The 17565-nt window shown below is 45.3% G+C and carries 14 protein-coding genes; 11 read left to right on the top strand and 3 right to left on the bottom strand.

The features are described from left to right. Positions 1-1028: Rqc2 family fibronectin-binding protein (locus tag IQ257_RS23910; protein ID WP_193933270.1), on the top strand; the 1028-nt coding region annotated here is incomplete at its 5' end. Positions 1029-1218: 190 nt separating this feature from the next. On the opposite strand, the gene IQ257_RS23915 is transcribed toward IQ257_RS23910, so the two are convergent. After that, positions 1219-1608 (bottom strand): S8 family serine peptidase, encoded by a 390-nt coding sequence (locus IQ257_RS23915; protein ID WP_228060977.1) that lies wholly within the window; start codon positions 1606-1608, stop codon positions 1219-1221. 72 nt (positions 1609-1680) lie between these two features. Between IQ257_RS23915 and leuD the strand changes: the two genes are divergently transcribed. The 4 genes from leuD to IQ257_RS23935 all read left to right on the top strand — a co-directional run bounded on the left by leuD (position 1681) and on the right by IQ257_RS23935 (position 9569). Next, on the top strand, positions 1681-2283 hold the full coding sequence (gene leuD / locus IQ257_RS23920; RefSeq protein WP_193878407.1) for a 3-isopropylmalate dehydratase small subunit: 603 nt from the start codon (positions 1681-1683) through the stop codon (positions 2281-2283). 351 nt (positions 2284-2634) lie between these two features. Continuing rightward, positions 2635-4314 carry an ABC1 kinase family protein gene (locus tag IQ257_RS23925; protein ID WP_193878409.1) on the top strand — a complete coding sequence of 560 codons (1680 nt, stop codon included), beginning with the start codon at positions 2635-2637 and terminating at the stop codon, positions 4312-4314. A gap of 669 nt (positions 4315-4983) precedes the next feature. Continuing rightward, the gene (locus IQ257_RS23930) at positions 4984-8460 is read left to right on the top strand and encodes a PAS domain S-box protein (protein WP_193878411.1); all 3477 of its coding nucleotides are present in this window, start codon (positions 4984-4986) and stop codon (positions 8458-8460) included. Positions 8461-8462: 2 nt separating this feature from the next. Continuing rightward, a complete protein-coding gene (locus tag IQ257_RS23935; protein WP_193878413.1) occupies positions 8463-9569 on the top strand; it encodes a response regulator in 1107 nt (368 codons plus the stop codon). Here IQ257_RS23935 and IQ257_RS23940 read toward each other — a convergent pair. Then, entirely contained in the window at positions 9550-9933 is a 384-nt protein-coding gene (locus IQ257_RS23940) for a zf-TFIIB domain-containing protein (protein WP_193878415.1), read from the bottom strand. The genes IQ257_RS23935 and IQ257_RS23940 overlap by 20 nt on opposite strands. A gap of 242 nt (positions 9934-10175) precedes the next feature. Here IQ257_RS23940 and IQ257_RS23945 point away from each other — a divergent pair, with 242 nt between their 5' ends. Then, positions 10176-10853 (top strand): uracil-DNA glycosylase family protein, encoded by a 678-nt coding sequence (locus IQ257_RS23945; RefSeq protein WP_193878417.1) that lies wholly within the window; start codon positions 10176-10178, stop codon positions 10851-10853. Between the two features lie 18 nt (positions 10854-10871). On the opposite strand, the gene IQ257_RS23950 is transcribed toward IQ257_RS23945, so the two are convergent. Beyond that, the gene (locus IQ257_RS23950) at positions 10872-13325 is read right to left on the bottom strand and encodes an AAA-like domain-containing protein (RefSeq protein WP_193878419.1); all 2454 of its coding nucleotides are present in this window, start codon (positions 13323-13325) and stop codon (positions 10872-10874) included. Between the two features lie 336 nt (positions 13326-13661). Between IQ257_RS23950 and IQ257_RS23955 the strand changes: the two genes are divergently transcribed. The 5 genes from IQ257_RS23955 (at position 13662) to IQ257_RS23975 (ending at position 17530) form a co-directional block, all read left to right on the top strand. Next, positions 13662-13916 (top strand): hypothetical protein, encoded by a 255-nt coding sequence (locus tag IQ257_RS23955; RefSeq protein ID WP_193878421.1) that lies wholly within the window; start codon positions 13662-13664, stop codon positions 13914-13916. Between the two features lie 296 nt (positions 13917-14212). Then, positions 14213-14656, top strand: a complete 444-nt coding sequence (locus IQ257_RS23960; RefSeq protein ID WP_193878423.1) for a DoxX family protein — start codon at positions 14213-14215, stop codon at positions 14654-14656. A gap of 65 nt (positions 14657-14721) precedes the next feature. Further along, positions 14722-15306: an NADPH-dependent FMN reductase gene (locus IQ257_RS23965; protein ID WP_193878425.1), complete on the top strand. Its 585-nt coding sequence runs from the start codon at positions 14722-14724 to the stop codon at positions 15304-15306. A 151-nt stretch (positions 15307-15457) separates the two neighbouring features. Continuing rightward, positions 15458-15820 carry a hypothetical protein gene (locus IQ257_RS23970; RefSeq protein ID WP_193878427.1) on the top strand — a complete coding sequence of 121 codons (363 nt, stop codon included), beginning with the start codon at positions 15458-15460 and terminating at the stop codon, positions 15818-15820. A 75-nt stretch (positions 15821-15895) separates the two neighbouring features. Beyond that, the gene (locus IQ257_RS23975) at positions 15896-17530 is read left to right on the top strand and encodes an efflux RND transporter periplasmic adaptor subunit (RefSeq protein WP_193933272.1); all 1635 of its coding nucleotides are present in this window, start codon (positions 15896-15898) and stop codon (positions 17528-17530) included. The last annotated feature ends 35 nt before the right edge of the window (positions 17531-17565 follow it).

The following is a 17565-nucleotide window of genomic DNA, read 5'->3' on the forward strand; positions in this document are numbered from 1 at the left end:
CCATCACCCCACTCCCCACTCCCCATCAACTTCAACCCGGTTGGACAGAAGAGGGCTACAACGTCTTAGGTTGGTGTATTATCAAACCTGCAAAGAACGTTCAAACCTTACTCAGTACCTACTACACTGCCCAACTCAATCAACAAGAATTTGCTCGGTTACACAACCAACTCACTCAAAAGCTGGGTAACTATCTCGGAAAGTTACGTCAGAAATCGCTGAACTTTGAGCAACGCTTGCAGCAATCTGACCAAGCAGATGAGTACCGACAGCAAGCAGACTTATTGATGGCATACCTCCAAGATTGGCAACCGGGAATGAAAGCGATCGCATTACAAGACTTTGAAACCGATAAACCGGTTACGATTTCCTTAGATCCGCAAAAAAATGCCGTCCAAAATGCGCAAGCTCTCTACAAGCGCCACCAAAAGCTCAAACGTGCTAGAGGCGCGGTTGAACCGTTACTCAAAGAGGTGCAAGCCGAAATACAGTATTTAGAGCAAGTCGAGGCATCGTTAAAACTACTGGATACCTACGACACTCCCGAAGATTTACAGACGTTACAGGAAATCCGCGAGGAACTGATTGGGCAGGGATATCTTGAGGCTCCCGACCAAGGAAGTCGCACTAGTTCCGAAGAATCACAGCCTTATCAGTATCGCACGCCCAGTGGGTTTGAACTGCTGATTGGTCGCAACAATCGGCAAAACGACCAACTTACCTTTCGCACTGCCGGAGATTACGACCTCTGGTTTCATACCCAAGAGATTGCTGGCAGTCACGTTCTCCTGCGCTTGCAACCCGGAGCCGTTCCTGACGAAGCAGATTTGCAGTTTGCTGCCGATTTAGCCGCCCATTACAGTCGAGGGCGTCAGAGTGACCAAGTTCCGGTTGTCTACACTGAACCCAAGAATGTCTACAAACCCAAGGGGGCTAAACCAGGGATGGCAATTTACAAGAAGGAACGCATCCTGTGGGGGCGTCCCCAATCAGGCGGGAACTATCGGATGGTAGATGTTTCTCCGTAGGATGTAAATTTTGATTACAAAAAAATCGTGTTCTTTGATACGATAAGAATGTGGAAAGATTTTAAATGCTGCTCGCTTGGGAACGCGCAGCATGGATTTCCTCTATTGAGAACGACAACATAAATTAGTACTAAAAAGACCATCCTTCAACAGGTGGTCTTTTTCGCTAATATGCCCTCACGTACTGGTGCTAGCCGATTCTGGGATTTCGAGTTGTTCGTTGCTGCTTACGCAATAGCCACGAACTTGCACCAACAGCACCAAATGCCAGTAGACCCAACACAGAGCTGGGTTCAGGAACAGTGGCGGCTACTGCTTGATCTGCCTGGATCAAGCCGAACCCACTATCGAAATCGAAACCAGGTTCACCCATATCAATGGCAGTTTTCTCTAAGATGTCATAAATCTCAGCAGGGCTAGTACCTGGAGCTGCATCCAGCATCAATGCTGCGACAGCGGCAGCATGGGGAGCAGCGGCTGAAGTGCCGAAGAAGTTGGGGAATCCGTCACCTTCAAAATCTGACCCAGGAAATGGGGGAAAGAAAGCTAATTCCCTAAAAAGTTTCGTCGAAAACTTCATTTTTTCAAATTATTACTTCGGAATCTGGCATGATATTACAACGTTCTTTGTGATAGGTCGCAAGTAAAATTAATGAGTCAAGTTAAAACAGTGTCAGGTCGGGGAGTTCCAGTTGTGGGTAATGATATCGATACCGATCGCATTATCCCCGCTCGCTATTTGCGCTGCGTCACCTTTGAGGGATTGGGAGACAAGGCGTTTGCCGATGATCGCACCCAAGCCACGGGACAGCACCCCTTTGATAGAACTGAGTATCAAGGAGCCAATATATTAGTGGTTAACGGTAACTTTGGCTGCGGTTCCTCGCGGGAACACGCGCCCCAAGCCCTGGCAAAATGGGGTATTCAAGTTATTGTAGGCGAGAGTTTTGCCGAAATCTTCTTTGGCAACTGTCTGGCAATGGGCGTCCCCTGCGTAACGGCTGAACCCGATACCATCAAAATGTTGCAAGGAATTCTGCAAGAAAATCTCCAAGCACCAATAACGGTAGATTTGGAAGCGATGCAAGTTCATTGCGGTGATATTCAAGCCCCTGTATCGATGGGTGAAGGACCTAGAAAAATGCTAACTACGGGGACTTGGGATAGTTGCGGACAATTGGTTGCCCAAGTTGACCAAATTCGGGCAACGGCTGCAAAGTTGCCTTATCTTGAGTGGGCGGCAGCTATGGGTTGATTTAACAAAGAAGTTCAGGAGTTCAGAATCTTCTAAACTTCTGGACAATCTGAAACGGTGGAGTAGAGTTATTATGCCATTTTTCTGGGAGGGCAAAGAGCTAATGCGATCGCGTTGAGATCAGAATACTCTAAATCACGCCGCTTTCTTGAGCAATACGTTGCCACTGGCATCAACGCTCAAGTTTTCTCCTGGCACATATCCTTTATGCACCAACTGCTTGTAGATTGTCAATTAAGAGAGCTCTTACTCCGGAGGCGTATCCCATCTGGCTGCTAAAGATTACAGTTATATCGGGGGAACGTGCAGTTTTTCTATCACTCTCCCCGTTTATTGCAATTGAAAGGCAAGATGCTCACCAAGGCTGTGCCCAAGCCACCCCGATGGCAACGAACTAAATATTCGCCCCTAGCCCGCCAGATTGACATTTTCAGTTCGGCGGCAAAATTGATGTTTTATTTGTGGTGGGATAAAACCGTTGCCAACAACTCCCCCAACCACAGGAATCGACGCGCTCAGTGGTTGGTGGGAACGCTCCTCGATTTAGGTCCGACATTTATCAAAATTGGGCAGGCACTGTCCACTCGCGCTGATTTGCTGCCTTTAGAGTACGTGCAGGCGCTGGGACAGTTGCAAGATCGCGTACCCGCCTTTAGTAGTGCTGAAGCGATCGCTGTCATAGAATCTGAACACGGCAAGTCACTACACGCCCTGTATCGAGATTTCGATCCCTATCCCCTTGCCTCTGCCAGCTTAGGACAAGTTCACAGGGCGCGACTGCACACGGGAGAAGACGTGGTTGTCAAGGTGCAGCGCCCCAGCATAGAACGGCTATTCAATTTAGATTTTGAAGTTCTGCATCGACTGGTACGGTTTACCAATCGGTATTTTGCTTGGGCAAAAAAGTACAACTTAGAAGCAATTTACCACGAATTTTTTGACCTGCTTTATCAAGAAATTGACTACATTCATGAAGGAAAAAATGCCGACCGCTTTCGCCAAAACTTCAGCAATCATCCTCAAATTCTAGTTCCGATTGTTTACTGGCAATATACCACGAAAAAAGTACTAACGCTGGAATACCTTCCTGGCATCAAAATTGATGACCGCCCAACTCTAGAAGCTTGCGGCATCAATCCCAACGAAATTATTCAACTGGGTATTTGCTGTTACCTAAAACAGTTATTAGAAGATGGCTTTTTTCAGTCTGACCCCCATCCGGGGAATATGGCAGTTAGTCAAGATGGCAATCTTATTTTCTATGACTTTGGCACGATGGCAGAGGTGAAATCTATTGCCAGAGACCAAATGATTCGGACATTTTTTGCTGTTATTAGAAAGGATACAGATGAGGTTGTCAGTACCCTGAGTTACATGGGGTTAATTGAACCCGTGCCAGATATGACGCCCGTCAAACGTTTAGTTTCCTTTATCTTGGAGAGATTCCGAGAAAAACCCGTCGATGTTCGGGAGTTTGAACAACTGGGTAGCGAACTCTACTTGATGTTTGAGCAGCAACCCTTTCGCTTACCAGCACAGATGACCTTTATTTTAAAGTCATTAACAACTCTTGACGGTATTGCTCGTGCCTTAAATCCTGACTATAACCTGCTAGCAGCTAGCCGACCTTTCGTTAAACGCCTGACAACTTCTAGGGGACAAGGGGATGCTGTCAGAGAACTAGCAAGGCAAGCTCGAGATTTTATTAAACAGAAATTCAACCAGCCGAGTGCTACTGAAGTTTTAATTCGACGATTAGAAGCCCGGCTGGAACAAGGTGAACTCCAAGTGCGCGTCCGTTCTATCGAGAGCGATCGCACACTCAAACGGATTCATTTAGCACTTAAAAGTCTAATCTATGCGTGTTTGGCAGGATTTACCTTGCTGGCTGGAACAGTACTGGTGTTAGTTCCTCATGCAGGTTGGGCAATCGCCGCATTTACCTGTGCGGGAGTTTGGTTTGTGATTTTGCTCTACTCTTTGATTCAGTTAGGGATTCGGGAAAAAGTTGACAAATTCATTCAAAAGTAGTATAGAGACGGCAAAAAATAGAAGGAATTGTTTGTGTAGCTTCACCTTTCAGGGTGTTAGAATTCGGACTTCTGCAACTTCTACCCTTTCCCCAAGTTTCTTACGTTGACAAATCAGTGGTGAGGAAGGTAACAAAGGTAAGGAAGAATTCAATTTACCCTTCATCTACCCTATCTACTCCATCTTCTCCATCCCCCTCATCTCCCTAAAACCTAGGTAGAAATGAGGGGGCTTTCGCTGAAAGTCCTTAAATATCAGTAATTTCTCGGTAGTTTCCCAAGTCAGATAGTACCGATCATAGAGTAGCATCGGTTTCACTAAGATCTGAAAACAGTCTAGACTATGATTGATTTTGGCTTGCAGTTTATCGCTTATCGCACAGGAGACGTTCTTCTTCAAAATTCCTTCTTAGCCTTAAATAAGAAGAAAGATTGGAGAATAGCAATTTTACATGGGTTAGTTTATACGTTGTTATTTTATATTTTAATACAGCAATTGCACTCTATTATTATTATTTGTAGAACTCATAATATAATCCTTTTTTTGCCTATAAAGCCCATGAATACTCATCTATATTTGTGAATAAGGAAATGATATTTTTTGTCTTTGAATAATTGTAATTAATAAATCAATTCTCTATCAATATCATCATTCATCCCTCACTATACCATGCCAATTCAAGAACTACCGATTTCTTCTTTAGCGATAGAAACTGCTATTGACTCCCATCCCCTTACGGTTGCACCGGAAACACCTCTAGCAGAAGTGATCGCTCTGATGAGTCAGAACCGCAAAAGCAGAAACAATGAGCATTCTCCGTTAAGCTCGAGCCTGAGGGATGAGGGGCGAACGAGTTGCGTGCTGGTGATGGAGGGAGTACAGCTTGTCGGATTATTAACAGAGCAAGATGTAGTTAAGTTGACAGATCGAGGAGTGGGTTCAGTAGGAGTGCCTGTAGGGAATGTAATGACCAAAGATTTGATTACTCTGAAGCAATCCGATTTTCAGGATATTTTTGCTGTACTCAACCTATTTTGCCAGCATCGTATTCATCACCTACCCCTTGTTAGTGATCGCGGGCAGTTGGTGGGAATGGTAACACCCCAGAGTATTTGCCAATTAATGTACGGTGCCATCAACCTTTTACAACAAGAAATCTGCCAACTAAAGGCAGAAAATATTAAACTGTTGCACCAGCACAAGAGCGAAATTGAAAACCACGTCCGAGAATGCAGCCTAATAGAAGATAAGCTGTATAGTTCTCAGGTGGAAATAGGAACATTCTTTGACGCAATGACTGATATTGTATTGGTACTTGATGCGAATGCAAATAATATTAAAATTGCACCAACGCATCCCGGACGCTTGTACGATCCTGACATTGACATTCTCGGTCAAACCATCCATAAATTTTATGTAGATACCAAAAAAAATGTTAACTTTGAGTACTGTATAACCCTCAGAGAAGGAGAGATTGATTCTCTTTCAAACAGTAATAGCCAAGACGTTTGGTTTGCGGCTAGTATTACACCAATTTCGGAAGAGTCTGTGAGCTGGGTGGCTCGCGATATTACCAAGCGCAAACAGGCAGAATTAGCATTACAAGAAGCTCGGGATGAATTAGAAAGACGAGTAGAGCAGCGAACCGTCGAGCTGCGACAGCTCAATGAAGAACTAGAAATTCGGGTACGCGATCGCACGTCCCAGTTACAGCAGGCTAACGAGCAATTACACCAGGAAATTGTAGAGCGCCAGCAAGCAGAAGTGCAATTGCAACGCTCTAAAGAACAGTTAAGAGCAGTTTTAGATGCGGTGCCAGGATGTGTGTCTTGGATTAGCTCAGATTTGCACTACTTAGGCGTCAATCGCCATTTAGCTGCATTGTTTAACTTATTCCCAGAAGAATTTGTTGGTCAAGAAGTTGGCACGTTTCAGTCCCATTACGAATTTGCTGACTATGTGCGTCAGTTTTTTATCAGCTCAGTGCAAGAAGCGTCCGTAGAAATTCAAATAGAGGTTAACGGTTCGCCCCAAACCTATCTGGTTGCGGCTCAAAAGTACCATAACAACCAAGTCGCTGTCTTTATCGGTATTGACATTACGGCTCAAAAGCAGATAGAAGAATCACTCTGGAAGAGTTTAGCTACCAATCGTGCCCTTCTCAACGCGATTCCCGATTTCATGTTTCGCCTTAGCAGCGATGGCACGTTTATTAACTGCAAAGTCCCACAACATAGTAGTCCGTCCGTTCTGTCAAGTCAATTTTTAGGGAAAAATGTGGCTGAGGTAATGCCGCCCCAAGTGGCTCAACCCTTCCTCTGCTGCATGGAACAAGCTTTACAAACTCGTCAATTGCAAGTGTTTGAGTATCAGCTTTCTGAAAATAGTAGTATCTCCAACTGGGAAGTGCGGTTTGCCGTCAGTTCCGAAGATGAAGTCATGGCAATTATGCGTGACATTAGCGATCGCAAACAAGCAGAGGCAGCACTTTTGATGCGAGAACACTATATGACAGCCTTGGTGGAAGTGCAGCGCTTTTTACTCTCCTTTGAAGAAGATAGCAACTGCTATGCACCCATTCTGGCGTCTCTGGGACGAGCATCAGGTGCCAGTCGTGTCTATGTATTCGAGAACCACCTCGAATCAACCAATCGCCTGCTCATGAGCCAGCAAGCGGAATGGTGCGCCCCAGGCATTTCGCCGAAAATTGACAACTCACTGCTACACAATCTTCCCTATGACGACTTTTTTCCTCGTTGGGCGTCTACCTTAGGGCAAGGTGATATTATCTCTGGCTTGGTTGCCGATTTTCCAGAAGCAGAACGTCTTATACTTGAGCCTCAAGGCATCCTTTCCTTACTAGTGTTGCCGATTATGGTCAATGGCAAGTTCTTTGGGTCGATTGGTTTTGACAACTGTGTAGAAGCTCGTACCTGGGAACCCTTAGAAGTTAGCCTCCTTCAGTCCGCCGCCGCCGCGATCGCTCTGTGGCAGGAACGTCAGCAGGCAGAAGAAGCTCTGCGAGAAAGTGAGCAACGGTTTCGCCAAATGGCAGAAAGCATCCGTGAGGTTTTCTGGATGAGTGATGTAGAGAAGAAACAAATGCTTTACCTCAGTCCCACCTACGAAGACATCTGGGGTCGCAGTTGCGAAAGTGCCTACCAAAATCCTCAATCATTTGTCGATAGCCTTCATCCAGAAGATCGAGAGCGAATGATTGCCGCTTTCTCAAAGCAGATCCCAGGCGATTATGACGAAGAGTATCGCATTATCAAGCCTGATGGTCAGGAACGGTGGATTAGAGACCGCGCTTTTCCCATTGTTGGCTCGGCAGGGAAAATTTATCGGATTGTCGGTATTGCTGAAGATATTACCGAGTACAAGCAAGCCAAACAGGAGATTCTCAACGCTCTGGAAAAAGAAAAAGAACTTAATCAACTCAAATCTCGATTCGTTACCATGACCTCCCATGAATTCCGCACGCCCTTAACGACCATTTTAGGTTCGGCGGAATTACTCAAATATTACAGCGATCGGTGGAATGATGAGAAAAAACTGATGTACTTCGATCGCATCATCTCGACAGTTAAGCACATGACTCATCTGTTGGATGAGGTACTGTTCATCGGTCGAGCTGAATCTGGTAAATTAGACTGCAATCCCGCAGGACTGGATGTGGTTGAATTCTGCCATTCCCTGGCTGAAGAATTACAACTGAGTGCAGGCAACCAACAGGCTATTATTTTTAACGCTCAAGTCTCTCCCACTCTGGCTCAGGAGGGAGTAGAATCGGTTCAAGCTTACTTGGATGAAAAACTACTCCGGCATATCCTGGGTAATTTGCTCTCAAACGCTCTCAAATATTCACCTCTGGGTAGCCCAGTTACGTTCAATCTGACTCTTCACGATGGAAACGCTATTTTCCACATTCAAGACCAAGGTATCGGCATTCCACCAGAAGACCAACTCCTCCTATTCGAGTCCTTCCATCGAGCTAGTAATGTTGGCAAGATTGTGGGAACTGGACTGGGATTGGCAATTGTTAAAAAGTCGGTTGATTTGCATGGGGGGCAAATTAGATTTACCAGTGAGGTGGGTGTGGGTACAACGTTTATCGTGACCATTCCCTTGAATGAGGCACTCTAGAGATGAAGACGATACTAATCATCGAAGACGAAGAGTATGTCCGCGAAATCATTTGCGAAATCCTAAAGGCTGAGAATTTTGAGGTATTTGATGCTGAAAACGGTCGGATTGGAGTCCAATTAGCTGAAGAAAAGCAACCCGACCTGATTATTTGTGATGTCATGATGCCAGAACTCGATGGGTATGGCGTCATTGATCAACTGCGCCAAAATCCAGCAACTGAGGCAATTCCTTTTATTTTTCTGACAGCGAGAGCCGATAAGTCAGATTTGCGTTATGGGATGGAATTGGGAGCAGATGATTATCTAACCAAGCCTTTTACACAAGATGAATTGCTCGGAGCGATCGCAGCTCGACAAGGTAAGCAAGCGATCGCGAACCGACAATCTCAACAAAGAGTCAATGAGTTGCGCGATCATCTCACTCACTCCCTGCCTCATGAACTGAATACTCCTCTCAATGGCATTCTGGGTTTAGCTCAACTCCTGATCAATGATTACGATTCTATGGATCGAGATGAAGCATTAGAAATGCTGGAATCAATTCATGCCTCCGGCAGACGCTTGTATCGGCTTACCCAGAATTTTTTGCTCTACGCCGATCTAGAACTCATCGCCACAGACTCTGAGCAAGTCAAAGCATTGCAAAGGAGTGAAGTAACCTGTCAGAGCCAACCCCTGATTAGAGAAGTTGCGTTTCAGAAAGCCCAACAGGTTCATCGAGAAGGCGATTTGCGTTTGGACTTGCCAGGGGCAGTTGTTCGGATTTCCGAATCAAAGTTACGGAAAATTGTAGAAGAACTGGTTGATAACGCCTTCAAGTTTTCTATACCGAATACCCCCGTTATCTTGCTCGGACAGTGCCAAGATTGTACCTTTGATTTGTCTGTTATTAATGTTGGACGAGGTATGACAGCCGAGCAGATTGCCAGTCTAGGAGCCTATCGGCAATTCAAACGCAAACTCTACGAACAACAAGGTTCTGGACTAGGGCTTGCAATTGCTAAACGCCTGACTGAATTACAGGGTGGAAGATTAACTATTGAGAGCATTCCTGACCAAAAAACTATCGTGCGAGTTATTCTGCCAGTCAGCGCCTTTCCTTGCTAAAAATACCCCTAAATATATCTTGAATTCCTTCTTCTTTATAATCTTTAAACTCACCCGCATCAAACCAGATACCATAGCAAATCGGACATTTTTCATACCAAATATGAGATTGTTCTAGGTCAACCATTTTAGTCATTTTAGTTTTGCATTTTGGGCAATTGATATCGCCAATTGCATTAAACTTACTGCCGATTTGGGGGTCGCCTGTATCTATACTCTCGGAACCTTGTATTTCTTTGAGCATCTGAGCCTCTTGAGAATCAAACCAGATTCCTTGGCAGTCGGTGCAGCGATCTACTTCAATCTCCGCATAGACTACAGCTTGCAGGTTTCCTTGACATTTAGGGCATTTTAGCTCGGTCATTTTTTTGCACAGAATTCTTAATTAGATGTTGCTGGCGCTAGTGTAGCAATTTTGACAGGATATCATCTCACATCTTGCACCCTTCTCAATGATCGGGCTATGCTTTACTTATGAGATTGATGCAAGGGTGACAGTTGATACTCACGTCAAGCAACTCAACCAGCGTTTGGGATTATGGAAAGGTAATAGCCGCTTATTTTCCCTACTCCCTACTCCCCACTCCCTTAATACTAAGCGCTGAGATGTCAGAGATTAACCAGTTGATTAACCAAATCCACAAGGAAGCGCAGCGAGAACCTTTTCCGATAGATTCATCTATCTATCAGGCGGCAGGGTTAGATCCAACCCTACCTATTCTCTATGCAGGCAATCTGAAAAGTTCCCTCTGCTTTTTTGCTAGGGATTTAGGAAAAGATGAAGTTCACGCCCAACAACCTCTTTACGGTGCCGCAGGGCGACTAGTACGGGAAGGGCTTTACCGGGCTATCTACGGCAGTGAACCCAGCAATCGCAACGACTTGCAAAGCATTCTTGATCACGTTTTGCTAACCAATACCGTTCCCTACAAACCCCCCGGTAATAAAGCTTATTTGCAAGCTGTTAAGAAGCGATTTCGTCCTTTTCTAGAACAGTTGCTAGTCTTCTACTGGCAAGGCGATCGCATTATGACACTGGGCAATGAAGCCTTCAAATGGTTTTCACCCTATGCCCCGAAGGGTACACTGAATCAATTTTTTAAGGAGAGCGATCGCTATCGTAACAGTATTAAAATTACCCTTTCTGCTGAAGACGATGAAGGAAAGCGACAGGAGCGTTCAGTTACCTTGTTACCTTTACCGCATCCCTCACCGTTAAACCAACAGTATTACGCACAATTTCCAGCCATGCTTCAGCAACGTCTCAAAAGCCAATTCCGATAAGTTTACTCATTCCTACATTTAAGCGAAGTGTTTTCTAAGTGAGGAAAGATCCACTGCACCAAAGTTCACAACAAAAGCAACATTCAAATTATCGAGTGATTTCACTAGATCCAAGATTTCTTCTATAGCTTTAGACTCATAATGATTGAATAGGATAGCCAAGCGCTTTTCTAAATCCGGTTTGTTAACCTGAGGGGAAAGTAGTACAATTTTGAGCAATAGCCCCGTTGTCTTAAGATGACCCAGATTAGAAACTAAGTCGATAAAAACAAAATGTTCGGGGTGTTGAGAACTTTCTACAACTAGAAATTTGAATAATTGACTACAAGTTTGTCCTAAGAGAACGTTGTTAACTTTGTGAGAATCGAACTGAGGAAAGGTATTTTGCAGATGTTTGTACAAGCGTTCATAAAATTGATGCCGCCCGTATTCCGGCTCAATGGAGGTAATCAGGTATTTATATAAATCTTCTTTAAAAAGTAAATAGGATGATGTTTGGCAAGTGCGACTTAAGAAATCTTGTGCCAATTCTCGGTAGGTATGAGAACCTTCTATTTTTCCTGCAAATTGTTTGAAAGCCAGGTACAATTCGTTATTCTTCAAGAAGGTCGGATTGTCTACAGGCTGGACAACTCGTGCGGCGGGAGATGAGGTTTGTTGTATCAAGTACGTTGCGTACTGCCACAGTTTTAATTCCAGTTGCCGTTGCTTTTCGACTTGCAGTTGCCGGATAGTTTGTTGATGTTCAGTAGAACTGCTCTCACTCAGCAAACAAGGAGAGTATAAGTAGGGATATTGACCAAGCAACTGAGCCAACGTATCCCTTTTAGGGAGTGGTGGTTCTACCACTTTAACGATACGTTTTAAGGTGTGATACTCCTCACTTTCGATAAATATCTGCACGAGCTGTCGCAAACGACCAATCACAGGCTGAGAAGAATGCTGAAATAAATTGACTAATTGAGCGATCGCTCTGTCCTGTTGAGGCGGCATTTGCCAACGGTTGACCAGAATGTGACAGCAACGGTAGAGGATATAATTAAACTCCTGCTCTGCTAACTTTGAGCCTGTAATTCTGTAGAGTGCGTGCAAAATTTTAACTTCGGGATAGCTTGTGCCGTCGATAAATAGTTTGTGAAAGCGCTCGATTAACTGGGTTGGTGACTCTCTTTGCACGCAATCGAGCAGGTGATTGTAGATAATTTCGGCTTCTAGGCTAGAGAGGGTTTCGGGTTCCGCTGTTATGTTTCGCTCGTCAATATTTTTAGGGAAGGCAATGGGTTGGGGTAGAGTGGCTAGGGCTTGGTGAACCCAACGGCGATCGAATACAGCCTGATAAATGGGGTTATAAACTTTTAACTCACCATCATGTTTAACAACTAACCCCGACAATCGCAATTCTATTTGCTCAGGACTATCATTTGCGATCGCTTGTCCCTGTTGCAAAATTTGTAGGTAGAGTTTAAGTAGGTGGCGAGTCCGGTGTTCACTCTTCAAGGTACGATTGTGGGCAGTATACTGACAAAGGCGATCGCGAATCGTCCTCAAATGCTCTGGCTCATCATTGGCTTCCCAATTTTCAATTACCTGCTTGCGCACGAGTTGCTCTACCCAGTCGGTGATCTTAGCGTTTGGATTTCCACCGTTAAGCAGGATTTGAAAGATACTAATTTGACCAATATCCTCTGCTTGTTTCAACACCAGCTTACATAGCTTTTGTGTCAGAAAAGGCTGCCCCCCTGTCCAAGTTAGCAGCGCTTTCAGCACCGCCTGGGGATTGCTCACTTTCCCTTTCAATCCCTGAACTAAAGGCTGAACTTCATCGAATCTAAAGCCACGCAGTTCGATCGCTTGACCAATATTAAACGGAGTGCTACTGGTGCCGCGAGTTAAATCTGATGGTGTTGCTACTCCCAAGAGGACAAAGGTAAGGCGTCTGTACTCGGGACTGTCAGCACGCTGGTTGTGGCAGGCTTTAATCAGCGCAAAAAAATCATCGACTCGGAAATTTAAGCTGAGAACGCTATCAATTTCATCGAAAAAAACCACCAAATTTTGAGAGACTGAACCCAGCAATACCTCGCGAATAAATTCACCCAATCGCTGAACAGGAGCGAGATACTCGCGATTGCACCACCACGTTCCGATATCAATGTCCTCTAAGAGATTGAAGCTACTAGCCAAGGTGTAGGCAATACCTGCATACCACTGGTTGGGGGTAATGTCTTGACTGCCAATAGCCGTTAAGTCGATAGCAGCACAGGCAACACCTTCCGTCGAGAGTCTCTGCATGGTGCGTACCCGTAAGCTAGACTTGCCCATCTGCCGGGAGTTGAGCACATAACAAAAATCTCCGGCTTTCAGCGCCTCATAAAGCTCCGTGTCAGCCTGCCGCAGGACATAGGTTGGAGCATCAATGGGTAAACTCCCACCAACTTGATAGTCGTAGGCTAAATTTTCTGCTGCGCTCATTGGGATGCACCTTTACTCAAACAGAAACCTTAAAAATTCTCGAACTCTACTATTTTTATGTTTGCTGTCACCACTATCACCATCCGATGCCAAGGATTTGCACTCAGCATACCCAGAAATTGGGGAAAACCTAGCACGTCACGTTTCCTTATCTCTATCCGTTGCACGGTTATGCAAAAGGAATTTTTCTTTCCTCACTACAAAGCATACCTATAAAGCAGACGCAACATTCAGAAGAATCGTGCTAGGTTTCTCTTAGAACCGAATGAGGCAGACTTAGCAACCCGTGAGGTACTCAATCCCATACTCTCTATTTTCCGCCCTAGTTATAGCGGTATGATGATCACTAACGGCGGCTACGACAAAGAAAAAGGTAATGCTGTTTTAGCATCGGGTGATGCCGATTTAGTTTTCTTTGCTAAGTTGTTCCTGGCAAATCGGGATTTGCCACACCGCTTTGAAGTCAATGCCCCCCTGAACGCGCCCAATCCTAAGATGTTCTACGGCTCGGATGAGAAGGGATACACTGACCCTTCGACTTCGCTCAGGGTCAACACCGAGCGAAGTCGAGGTGTTGAGTTGGCGTGGTGAGGATGTCAATATCCTTTTTTTGAACGACTTACACACTGATTACGGGCAGAAAGGAAGCTTGAACAGTTTTTGCAGCCGTAGTGGTTTTCAATGCCTTGCCATCATTGCAATATCTATTCTCAAACCTTGGGGATGACGATAGATAACCTAATTTTGCAAAAATAGAGAGAGTGCTAGCATCTTGTTGGCACATACCCGCATATCAAGCCAAATTTTTAGTGTATTGTTAATGGCAGGACAAGGTTTGGATTCGTACCAGTGCCAATTTTTTAGCAGATTTCGTCGAGGAAAACAAAATGGCAAGCCAACCAACCCCTTGGTTACGTCGTCGAGATATTGTTACCGCCTACACTTTACTTCGGATTGTCTTAGGCGTCAATTTTTTCAATCATGGCTTTACTCGCCTTGGCAGTATTCCAGCATTTGCCCAATCGATGGTCGATTTATTTCAAGATACGTTTATTCCAGAACCTTTAGTGAGAGCACCTTCTTTTCTCGTGCCAATTGTAGAGTTTATTGTCGGAATTTTGGTGACTCTGGGATTGGCAAATCAAGCCGCTTTAATCACTGGATTTGGCTTAATGATCGTTCTCATGTACGGGGTTACTTTACTTCAAAATTGGGACACCGCTACCAGTCAGTTGATTTATTGTCTTGTATTTTTCATTCTGATTGCCGCCAATAGCTTTAATAGTTTTTCTCTTGATGCATGGATAAAACGCCGCAAAGATCTATCATAAGTACTGTTGGGTAAACCTGTCCAACCCAAAATTCAACTCTCAACTATACAACTCAACGATCCACCATGACCAACCCACAAAAAATTCTCGCATTTGCTGGTAGCGCCCGCGAGAAATCATTCAATAAAATGCTTGTAAAAATTGCTGCCGAAGGAGCCAAATCCGCAGGTGCCGAGGCGACTTATCTAGATTTGCGGGATTTACCCATGCCTTTGTTTGACGAGGATTTGGAAGCCAGAGAGGGCTTGCCAGAAAATGTCCTCAAATTTAAGCAACTGATGAAAGCTCATCAAGGACTACTAATTGCCTCTCCAGAATACAACAGTTCAATCTCACCCTTGCTCAAAAATGCAATTGATTGGGCATCCCGCCCCGAACCCGGAGAACCTCCTCTGGGTTTAATCTGCTTTCGGGATAAGGTAGCAGTACTGATGAGTACCTCACCAGGGGGACTTGGAGGTTTGCGGGGTTTAGTTCATGTCCGCTCAATTCTCAGCAATATTGGTGTTTTAGTACTACCCGACCAAAAAGCAATTCCAAATGCTTATCAGGTATTTGATGAAGAGGGAAATTTGAAAGATGAGAAGCAACAGGAGGCAGTGAAACAGCTTGGCAGCAAGTTGGCAACAGTACTGGGAAAGTTAATCTAAGCAGAGACGTTGTATAGCGTTTCTCTATCTGGTGAGGTACAACACCCTGGAGTTCAGGGAATAGGGAGTGGGTAATAAAACGATATATCAGAGTTACCCTAATCAGCAAGATCCCACAAAATTTAGCAAGAATCGACAAGACAGCAGCATCTTGGTTGCATTAATCTTAAAGCTGTTTTATAAAGAAAATGTAAAGTACAGTAAACAACGACTAGACCTTCTAATTGGGACTCTAGTGTATCTCAGTCGGTGGTTTGGCTCCCAAGGTAGACGCAATATAGCTTTGGGGCTTTTTCGTGGTTTCTTGGAAACTCAGCGTTTAGGCAAGGAGAATGCTGGTCAAAAAAATGGCGGAGGGATGCAAGTGACCCATGAGGTTTTGATGCCCAAGGCGGCAATACTAACCAGTCCGGTGGTATCGTTGTTATCCGGTTGGGTAATAGGTTCAGAAATGATGGTTAATACGATCGCCTTTCGTCAGCAAGCTACAAACGACCAAATCAGCCAAATCTAATATCAATTACTGATTTCTAAAAATTCTGCAGGCGAAGCACTATACCAGAAAGTGACAAATGATGACTGGTAAATTGTGCAGCGCCAACCAATTCTCAACTCATTAGGAGCAACAGCGCTCGGGTTCTCACTCATCCCCCCCATTTATCGTCTTCAAAACCTCAGCCAAGCAATGGAATCCTCCGACTCCCGAACTCCTGTCTCAGATAACTCCCACAAAACGTGGGAAGATTCTGACGCCCAAACGTCCGTCCTAGATAACTCACACCCACCTGCACCAAAATCGCCACGGTTTAAGCAATTAGCACCCTGGTTTTTACTGACTGCCGTTCTATTTCTCGGTGGTGGTTTTGCATGGCGTTTCTTGACTCAAAACCGTCCACCCGAAATGGCACAGCAACCTCAAGCCTTTCCTGTGGGACTGAAACGTGTCGAATCCAGCACCATTGAAGAAAAAAGCTCCAACATTATTGGCACCTTAGAAGCTCAAAAAAGAGTCACACTGCAACCCGAAGCCGCCGGACGCATTACTCAAATTTTCGTCTCAGCCGGAGCCGTAGTTGATGTTGGCGACTCCATCGTACAACTGAAACCCGATCGCAGCGAGGCAGAACTCAGAAGTGCGATCGCAAATGTTAGCGGACAAACCGCCGCCCTCAATAATGCTAGAGCCGAAGCCAGAGCAGAAGAGGCAGAAGTTGCCCGTCTCAAAGCAGAAGTCGGACGCCAACAAGCCGAACTCCAAAGCCGAGAAAACGATTTCACACTCGCCAAGACCAATTACCGACGAGCTGAACAATTGGTATCTCAAGGGGTGCAACCCGAGCAAGAATTAAATGACAAAACCCGCGAACGGGATAATGCGATCGCCAACCGTGATGCCGCAATCCAAGCACTCCAAGCCGCCAACGAAGCCCTGAACGTAGCCAGACGGCGACGAGAAGCCGCTCAAGCGACAGAAGAACGGGCAGCCGCAGACCTGAGCAGTGCGAGAGCCAATGTTGCAGTTCAAGAGGAAGTGTTGCAATTCAATCGAGTTGTTGCCCCAATTGCGGGTGTGGTTGGAGATATTCCCGTAAAACAAGGAGACTACGTTAATGTTGGCGATACCCTAACCACTATTATTCAAAACCAAACCTTAGAGTTAAATATCCGCGTAGATGAGGAGGAAATCGATCGACTGCGCGTCGGACTGCCTGTGGAAGCGAGAAGGCAGGGAGCCTCGGAAACAGAAAATCCCATTTCCACAGGTCGAATTAGCTTTATCTCACCCCAAGTTGATAACAACCAACAAATCCTGGTAAAAGCCACCTTTGATAATCCCGAAAATCGCCTGCAAGACCAGCAGATAGTCAATGCCCGAATCATTTGGGAGAAACGCCCCGGTGTTTTAATTCCCACAACCGCCGTGTCTCGTCTAGCTGGCAAGCCCTTTGTTTTTGTCGCTCAAAACTCAGAAGAATCCCAACCGGGAACACCTCAACTCATCGCTCGGCAAAAACCTGTCACACTCGGCAGCATTCAAGACAACCAATATCAAGTCCTTGAAGGAGTAGAGCCAGGAGAACAAATCGTCATTTCCGGTATTCAAAACCTAACCGATGGCGCTCCTATTGCTCCCGACTCCCCACAACCCGATACTGGAAGCCAGGGACAAAGAGGACAAGGGGACAAGGGGACAAGGGGACAAGGGGACAAGGGGACAAGGTGACAAGGAAGTAACTTTTCTCCCCCGCACCCCCGCAC

This window comes from Coleofasciculus sp. LEGE 07092 (assembly GCF_015207375.1).
Classification (GTDB): domain Bacteria; phylum Cyanobacteriota; class Cyanobacteriia; order Cyanobacteriales; family Coleofasciculaceae; genus LEGE-07092.